The sequence below is a fragment of the Pseudomonas sp. NPDC089734 genome, from assembly GCF_044748865.1.
GTDB lineage: Bacteria > Pseudomonadota > Gammaproteobacteria > Pseudomonadales > Pseudomonadaceae > Aquipseudomonas.
In genome coordinates, this window is the sequence record NZ_JBIVGV010000017.1 from 113050 (window position 1) to 120677 (window position 7628).

8 protein-coding genes are annotated in these 7628 nt (G+C 55.2%); all 8 read left to right on the forward strand.

Annotation, left to right across the window (positions count from 1 at the left end; genetic code table 11):
* Positions 1 to 63 precede the first annotated feature (63 nt).
* The 8 genes from ACIPY9_RS20015 (at position 64) to ACIPY9_RS20050 (ending at position 7577) form a co-directional block, all read left to right on the forward strand.
* Complete coding sequence (locus ACIPY9_RS20015) at positions 64 to 600, forward strand: hypothetical protein (protein ID WP_400705321.1); 537 nt, start codon at positions 64 to 66, stop codon at positions 598 to 600.
* On the forward strand, positions 593 to 1798 hold the full coding sequence (locus ACIPY9_RS20020) for a DUF6421 family protein (RefSeq protein WP_400705324.1): 1206 nt from the start codon (positions 593 to 595) through the stop codon (positions 1796 to 1798). Before ACIPY9_RS20015 ends, ACIPY9_RS20020 begins: the two co-directional genes overlap by 8 nt.
* Positions 1795 to 2736 carry a DMT family transporter gene (locus tag ACIPY9_RS20025; RefSeq protein ID WP_400705327.1) on the forward strand — a complete coding sequence of 314 codons (942 nt, stop codon included), beginning with the start codon at positions 1795 to 1797 and terminating at the stop codon, positions 2734 to 2736. The genes ACIPY9_RS20020 and ACIPY9_RS20025 overlap by 4 nt, the downstream gene beginning before the upstream one ends.
* A gap of 1 nt (position 2737) precedes the next feature.
* Complete coding sequence (locus tag ACIPY9_RS20030; protein ID WP_400705330.1) at positions 2738 to 3988, forward strand: ATP-grasp domain-containing protein; 1251 nt, start codon at positions 2738 to 2740, stop codon at positions 3986 to 3988.
* A gap of 33 nt (positions 3989 to 4021) precedes the next feature.
* Positions 4022 to 5041, forward strand: a complete 1020-nt coding sequence (locus ACIPY9_RS20035; protein WP_400705333.1) for a branched-chain amino acid aminotransferase — start codon at positions 4022 to 4024, stop codon at positions 5039 to 5041.
* Between the two features lie 152 nt (positions 5042 to 5193).
* The gene (locus ACIPY9_RS20040; RefSeq protein ID WP_400705336.1) at positions 5194 to 6732 is read left to right on the forward strand and encodes a DUF6531 domain-containing protein; all 1539 of its coding nucleotides are present in this window, start codon (positions 5194 to 5196) and stop codon (positions 6730 to 6732) included.
* Positions 6733 to 6764: 32 nt separating this feature from the next.
* Complete coding sequence (locus tag ACIPY9_RS20045; RefSeq protein ID WP_400705360.1) at positions 6765 to 6965, forward strand: RHS repeat domain-containing protein; 201 nt, start codon at positions 6765 to 6767, stop codon at positions 6963 to 6965.
* A gap of 18 nt (positions 6966 to 6983) precedes the next feature.
* Positions 6984 to 7577, forward strand: a complete 594-nt coding sequence (locus ACIPY9_RS20050; protein WP_400705339.1) for a DUF6531 domain-containing protein — start codon at positions 6984 to 6986, stop codon at positions 7575 to 7577.
* The last annotated feature ends 51 nt before the right edge of the window (positions 7578 to 7628 follow it).

Here is a 7628-nt window from a genome sequence, read left to right on the forward strand (position 1 = left end):
GGATGGGTTGCATAAATGGATTTTAGTTCGCCACTCGGTGGACGTTTACAAGGAAGTCATGGCATGCAGACTGTCTATACGCTCGGCCCTGAAGGCACTAATTGTGCAACCGCTGCTCAGTGGTGGCTTGATTCCCTGGGCGACAAGAAAGCGCCGGGTTCTGTCCCTCGTATTGTTCTTCATGAAACCCTCGAACAAGCCTTTGAAGAGTTAGCCGAAAAGCAGGACGGCTATCTATTGAGTTGCGCCGCCTACCCTGACTTGCACACCCTTATCTTTACCCGTCTGGGCGATATGGAACTGTGTGACAGTTTTATTATGCCAACCCACTCCATGGTGCTGGCCAGTCGTACGTCGGCGGACCGGATCAAGAGCGTGGCAACTCATCCCGCACCGCAATCACTGGTCGCCAGCCAGTACGACAAGGTGTTTGCCAACAGCAATGCCGATGCTGCCGTGTTGTGCAGCACGGGCAAGGCGGATGCCTGCGTCACCACGGTGGTGGCGGCCGATCGGCATGAACTGAACGTCGTCCAGGACTTCGGTCAGGTGCCCATGGCCTTTCTGGTCCACTCGCTGAAGCGAGCCGATCATGCATAAGGTCGATCCCTGCGGTGCCATCGTCACCCTTGTCGATACGATACGTGCCCGCCAGGAACTGGACGGGAGCATCAAGGACCCGAGTCCTGCGGATTACGCGCTGGTCAATGAGCTGGCAGGCGAACTGGACCGCCAGGCCGGTCATATCGACGGGCTTTCCCCCGGACTGCTGGCCGCGACACTGGGAGATCTGGGACGCTGGGCTCAGAACGGGCTGGATCAACGTCCTCTGTTCGATACGACATTGGCGTCTTTCAAGACCCCACTGCCCGGTGAGGCCCTGTTCTTCCTGGCGCCCATGCGTGCCACCAATGGCCCTGACCCTGAAGGTTTCAGACTTGAACTTGTCACGGGTTATCGCAGTGAAACGTCTTATCTGGCCGAGGCCAGTCAATATACGGAACACTATGTTGCTCCATTTCAGTGCATAAAAATGGGCGCGGCTTCAAAGGGCTTTTTACAGGGCAATTGTATTGTGCTGTTTCCCGAGTCGGTGGCTGCCGAGAATAAAGTGGATAAACAAGCGTTTGCCTTGTTTTTCTTCAGCAAGTTCTTTCATATCTATAACGACCAGACATTATTGGAAGCCGATCGGTTATTTGGTCGCGACAGCGATTTTCTGTTCGGGCAATTACGCAGTCGCGAAATGTCTGAAACCGATATGTATGACGCCCGTTGTCTGTGGGGTTATTACCACGATTATGCGCACCATACCGGACCCCGTCCGCTGGACAAGAACCTGTATATCAAACTGAACTGGTTTACCGGCCTTCTGGAAGAAACCAAGTGCGACCTGATTACGGTGCGTCTGGTGCAGAAACACCGTCCGGATTTCTGGCAGGAAATTGCCGAGTTCATCTTGCTGGAACGCATGTTCCGCTACCCCAAGGGCTCGGATCAGCACATGACGTTCGATGCCGGCACGGGGATCCTGCTGTTCGAGATTCTGATGAACGCCGGGGCGCTGGTCGAGGATGAGCATGGGCGTCTGGGTTTCGATGCCGTGCGTCTTGAAGAACAGATAGCCACGGTGATTTCCGATATCGAGGCACTGGAGTCTCTGGACGACGAGGCCTACCTGGCCGGAGCCAGGGATTATGTCCACAGGCACCTGGGCCTGCCGGAGCACTCCAAGGCACGCTTCAACTTCCCGGCCTCGCAATATGCGCGGCGGGTGCTTGAGGAGTCGCCTCGTTGAGCGCCTTGAAAGGGCGATTGTTACTGTTCACCTTCGCGATCCTGACGCTGTTTTCGATCAGTTGGCTGCTCTCCAAGAACCTGATTGGCAGCATCCCGGTGATGCATGCCGTCGGGCTTCGGCTATGGGCGACAACCGCTGCCTTGTGGTTGATCGTGGCGTTTCGTGAACGGGCGGTATGGGCCTCGATTCCCTTGAGGTCAAAAATGCCGGGGTTCTTCCTGCTGTCGATCCTGGGGTTTTCCCTGTATTTCGCCAGCAGCTTTGGAGCCCTTAAAACACTCAAGGCCAGTGACCTGACCATGGTGCTGGCGACCATTCCGGGCATTACCTATCTGCTGGGGTTCCTGTCTCGCAGCCTGGGGTTCTCCTGGCTGAAGTTCAGTGGCGTGCTGATCGTCAGCGCAGCGGCACTGGCCTTCAATGCGAGTGGTAACGAAGGCGGAGCGGTGAGCCCGGCAGGTATCGCCCTGGCTCTGGTGGCGGCGTTTTCCTATGCCGTCTATGGATTGCTGTCCAAGCGTTACCTCAAGGATTTGCCACTACTGACGTCTTTGGCCTGGGTGACGCTGATCTCCGCCATGACGTTCGTCCCGCTGTTTGTGATCGAGCCTGCTCCGCTGTTGGCACTGAACCTCAACGATGCCCTCAAGGTGCTCCTGCTGGGAGCGGCCTGTTCGGCACCGGTTTATGTGCTGTACCAGAAAGTGCTGGCCGAAGGCGGCGTCTTGTACGCCAACGCCATTGGCTTGCTTGCACCTTTTGCAGTGGTTACCGGTGAATGGTTGATTGGCGCCGGCGCGGCATTGAGTGCCGTGAAAGTCATTGCGATGGCGGCGGCCGTCATCGGTATCACTCTGTTATTCGTCGATGCATCGGGTAGCACCGGATGGCATGTGAAACGGCGCTCCCCTGATTCCCGGTTAGTGAGGAAATAAAATGAAAAAGCTGGCGTTGGTTTGCCATCGCAGTGCCAAGCTGTCGTTCGTCTTCGAGGCTGCCCAGGCGGCCGGTATCGAGCTGGTACTGATTTACGACAAGACCGAGAGCGCACCCGCTCAGTTGCCAGCGGTCACCTCGACCTGGCAGTTGCCGGTGTTCGATGAGCCGGAAGCTGCGCTGGAGGCTTTCGCGGCCGGTGTAGAGGCCCGCGGGATCGGCGGTGTCATGACCGTTCGTGAAGAAGCCATCATCTGGACGGCCATGGCCGCCAGACGAATCGGCACACCGGGCATCGAGCCGGAAGTGGCGGCGCTGGCGCGCAACAAATACCTGATGCGTCAGGCCTTTGCCGAGGCAGGCCTGAGGTCGCCGGGTTTCCGTTACATCGATAACCCCGAAGACCTTTCACAAGCCCGGACTCTGGGGCTGCCGCTGGTGATCAAGCCGCTGTCCGGCTGGTCGAGCACCGGGGTGATGCTGGCCAGGACTGACGAAGAACTGCCCGGCCTCGTCAAGGCCGTATGGGACGTGCAGAGCAACGACCTGGCGCGTTTCTACGACAAGGACAAGGCGGTGGGCCTGGTGGTCGAGCAGTACCTGCCCGGCAAAGAGTTTGTGGTGGAGTGTTTTGTCGACATCGAAGGCGTGCATGTGCTGGCCGTCGGCGACAAGGGCCAGCCTGAGGGGCCGTGGTTCGAGGAAACGATCTATCGCCAGCGTCGCGATCTCGACAATCCGCTGATCGTTGCCTTGTGCGACGCCGCGCGGGCCGGAGTGAAAGCACTGGGGATCACCATGGGTGCTGCCCACGTGGAGCTTCGACTGGATGCCCAGGAGCAGCCTTATGTGATTGAAATCGGTGCCCGGATCGGTGGTTCGGGGGTGTCGCATTTTGTGGTGGAGCAAAGCACCGGCGTTTCGTTCGCCAAGCTGTGCATGCACGCCGCCCTGGGCCTGCCGACCCCGGCCTTGCCCGATGTGCTCCCTACGCCCAAGGTGGCGGCGAACTACATCATCCCGTTGCGTGGCGATGGCCGTTTCAGCGGTTTCTCGGGGCTGGAAAAGGTCGAGCAACATCCTGAAACCGCCCGTGTCGTGATCTTTTTCGAGGCTGGCCATGTTTCCCCGCCACCACCGGCCTTTGGTGGCTATCCGGGGTTCATCTTCTCGGTGCATGCCTCCGACGAAGCCGCCCACGGCTATCACCAATGGCTCGATGAGACGTTGAGCATCACCTGGAATCAATGACGACCGCGCGTCACTCGTATTAGGGATCGAGACATGGAACATCCGGATCTGGATTGGAACAACCTGGGCTTCAGCTACAGAAAGACTGACTTTCGCTACATTTCGCACTGGCGCGATGGCGAATGGCAGGAAGGCTACCTGACTGAAGACAATCTGCTGCACATCAGCGAAGGCTCGACGGCCTTGCATTATGGCCAGCAGTGCTTTGAGGGTATGAAGGCATACCGTTGCAAGGATGGCTCGATCAACCTGTTTCGCCCTGACCAGAATGCGGCGCGCATGCAACGCAGTTGCTCACGGTTGTTGATGCCGACGGTATCGACCGAGCATTTCATCGAGGCCTGCAAAAAGGTGATCAAGGCCAACGAACGCTTCCTGCCACCCTACGGGACGGGCAGCTCGCTGTACCTGCGGCCTTTCGTGATCGGTGTCGGGAACAACATCGGCGTCCGCAGCGCACCGGAGTTCATCTTCTGCGTGTTCTGCATCCCGGTCGGCGCATTGTTCAAGGGCGTGTTGCAGCCCAGCAACTTCGTCATCTCGGACTATGACCGTGCAGCTCCCAACGGCACCGGCGCAGCCAAGGTGGGAGGCAACTATGCCGCCAGCCTGCTGCCCGGCACCGAGGCCCGGGAAGCCAGCTTTGCCGACTGCATCTACCTCGACCCATTGACCCACAAGAAGATCGAAGAAGTCGGTTCGGCCAACTTCTTTGCCATCACCTACGACGACACCTTCGTGGCACCGCGCTCACCATCCGTGCTGCCCGGCATCACCCGCGCCTCATTGATCGAACTGGCCCAGAGCCGCCTCGGGCTGAATGCGGTGGAAGAGGATGTCTACATCGACAACCTCGGCGATTACAAGGAAGCCGGTGCCTGTGGAACCGCTGCGGTGATCACACCGATTGGCGGCATCCACTACAAGGACCGCCTGCATGTGTTCCACAGTGAGCAGGAGGCTGGGCCTATTACCCAGCGCCTGTTCAATGAACTGACAGGGATTCAGAACGGCGATATTGAAGCGCCGGCGGGGTGGATTGAGAAGGTGTAGAGGGGGGGCAGGAAAAGCGGGGGATTACTCCGTTTTTCCTGTGTGGGGGGGAGAGGTAATAATGGCTATGGTTCTCTTACACCTGAAGTGAGGGATTTTGCTGATGGTTGCCCTGGTAATGGGATTTATGTATTCAAGGCGAGTTGATACTGATGAAAGTTTATTTTTTAATTGGGGCGATTCGGTCTTGTTTAACGCAATTTTTTATGGGGAGTGTACTTTTTGTATGTGCCTGCTTTTCTAGTATTGCTTTTGCTGAAGTGGTATATGATGCGCTAGGCACTGGTGGGCATTGGATGCATGAAGATGACTTTAAAACAAGAGAACAGGCTTTTGCCCGCTGCAATGCCTTTGCTGTTGAATATGGAGCCGAGCCTGGAAACCCTTGGAATTGCTCGCCTATGGACGAGCTTATCGCACCTGGCGTATACCGTGGTACATTTGCTGGCTCTGGATGGTGGATTGTAAAAGAGACGGGGAAAGCTCATTTTGGGCAATTCTATTGGGGTAAATGTGCTTCGCCTCTAGTATTTAATGTGTCGACTTCCAAGTGCGGTAATGATGAACAAAAAGGCGCTCCCCCACCCGAAAGCTGTGTCGGCAATCCCATCAGTTTAGCAGTCGGTAATAAGTATCAGCAGGAAATCGATTATAAAACAAAAAGTATAGGTGCGCCTGTATTCACTCGTGCCTACAACAGTCTGGATGGTCTATGGCGACATAACTATTCCACATTTATCCGCTTTGCCATTGGCAAGTTATCGCTGGTTCATGCGGACGGTCGCGAATCATTCTTTAGCGTTGAAGGAGATATTGCCACTGCATATCCAACCGAAACCGGCTTGCTAGCCAAGACAGGGGATAATTGGCTCTATACCGCAGACAACAACGAGCGCTTCACCTTCGATGCAGGTGGGCGTTTGATCGAGTGGATTGATTCTGCCGGACTCAGGCAGCAACTGGCTTATGCCAATGATCAGGTGACGGTGACCAGCGATAGCGGGCAGTCACTGATCTTTACCGAGGACACGCAGCATCAACCCTTGAGCCTTGTGGCTCCTGGCCTACAGATCAATTACAGCTATGACAGTAACAAGCACCTTGTTCAACTGACCCGTACGCGTGGTTCTCAGACAGAGCAGAGACAGTTTCACTATGAGGATGCGCGCAACACAGGTCTGCTAACGGGTATTACCGATGAACGTGGTGTTCGTTTTGCGATCTGGTCCTACGATGATCAAGGCCGAGCCATCAGCAGTCAGCACAGCGGCGGTGCAGGTCTGACTCAAGTCGCGTACAACACGGATGGTTCCCGTACGGTGACCAATGAGCTAGGTAAAACAACGATCTATCGTTACCAGCAGATTGGAGGCATCAAGCGTGTCACTTCAATCGAAGGTGAGCCCTCGCCGAACTGCCCGGCCAGCAACTCCAGTTACACCTATAACGATCGCGCTCAAGTGTTGACCAAGACCGATGCTAAAGGGCTTGTAACGACTTACACCTACAACTCTCGGGGTCTGGAGGCCAGCCGTACCGAAGCAAGCGGAACCACCGAGGCTCGTACGGTTACGACCGAGTGGGATCCTGATCGATTCTTGCCGACCAGGATCGTTGAGCCGAATCGCATCACGGTATACAGCTACGACAGCCAGGGACGTGAACTCAGTCGGCAGATTACATCCCGATGAGCCCTATTTATCTGAAGGATCTGAGTATGCGTATGTTGATCTTGCGATTATTGATCGCGAGTTGTGTTTGCTCGTGGCCGGCATTTTCTGCGTATGCCAGCACTGTCACCCGTACATATACCGCTTTGGGGCAAGTGGCGAGTATCGATGGTGCCCGGACGGATGTCAGCGATATCACCCAGTATTCCTATGACGCTCAAGGTCATCTCACGACGGTAACCTTTCTGAATTAGACCAATTTGGAGTGATCTATGAGAATCCATCGCAAAATGGGTTGGCCTTTAATCGTCGCTGCATTATTTGTCGCGACAAATAGCCTATACGCAAATAGTGCGCCCATTGAGTACTGGGCAGCACCCAATGGTTTGAAACTGGGATTTAAAACCCCCAAAGAAGTTTGTGATTATATGTTCTATGATTATTGGGGTGGAGATTTAGCTAATTTATACCTTCCTGAAAAAAATTATTACGCCACGCCTCCCACCACATATTTGTGCGCCATAAAGTCGAATTGGGAGGGCGCTAACTTTTCGGGAGCTGTTTTAGCATATGCCAACTGTGATTCTGGCAAGAACTTTGACTATGGCTCCGTGTCTTGTGAGTTTACCTCCCAGAAGGGAGCTCCGGATGATAAATATTCTTGCCGTATTGATGGGCCGACCTATGCTCGAGGAAATCCAGTCAATGTTGCGACTGGATATAAATATCAGGAGGAAACAGACATTTCAGGCCCTATTGAAGTTTCGCGTTACTACAATAGTGGGGATGCTCGATGGCGTCACAACTATTCGGCGCGGTTAGAAGGTAAGCGCTCCATAAACCCCACATTCAAAGCCGCTGCTTGATCACGGATGCTGTGCTCCCGATTTCTTTCTGGAGCCCGCCAACCATGATGC

Bases quoted from the DNA above. Each gene is read 5' to 3' on its own strand.
- ACIPY9_RS20015 (WP_400705321.1), top strand. From the start codon at position 64: ATGCAGACTGTCTATACGCTCGGCCCTGAAGGCACTAATTGTGCAACC.
- ACIPY9_RS20020 (WP_400705324.1), top strand. From the start codon at position 593: ATGCATAAGGTCGATCCCTGCGGTGCCATCGTCACCCTTGTCGATACG.
- ACIPY9_RS20030 (WP_400705330.1), top strand. From the start codon at position 2,738: ATGAAAAAGCTGGCGTTGGTTTGCCATCGCAGTGCCAAGCTGTCGTTC.
- ACIPY9_RS20035 (WP_400705333.1), top strand. From the start codon at position 4,022: ATGGAACATCCGGATCTGGATTGGAACAACCTGGGCTTCAGCTACAGA.
- ACIPY9_RS20040 (WP_400705336.1), top strand. From the start codon at position 5,194: ATGAAAGTTTATTTTTTAATTGGGGCGATTCGGTCTTGTTTAACGCAA.
- ACIPY9_RS20045 (WP_400705360.1), top strand. From the start codon at position 6,765: ATGTTGATCTTGCGATTATTGATCGCGAGTTGTGTTTGCTCGTGGCCG.
- ACIPY9_RS20050 (WP_400705339.1), top strand. From the start codon at position 6,984: ATGAGAATCCATCGCAAAATGGGTTGGCCTTTAATCGTCGCTGCATTA.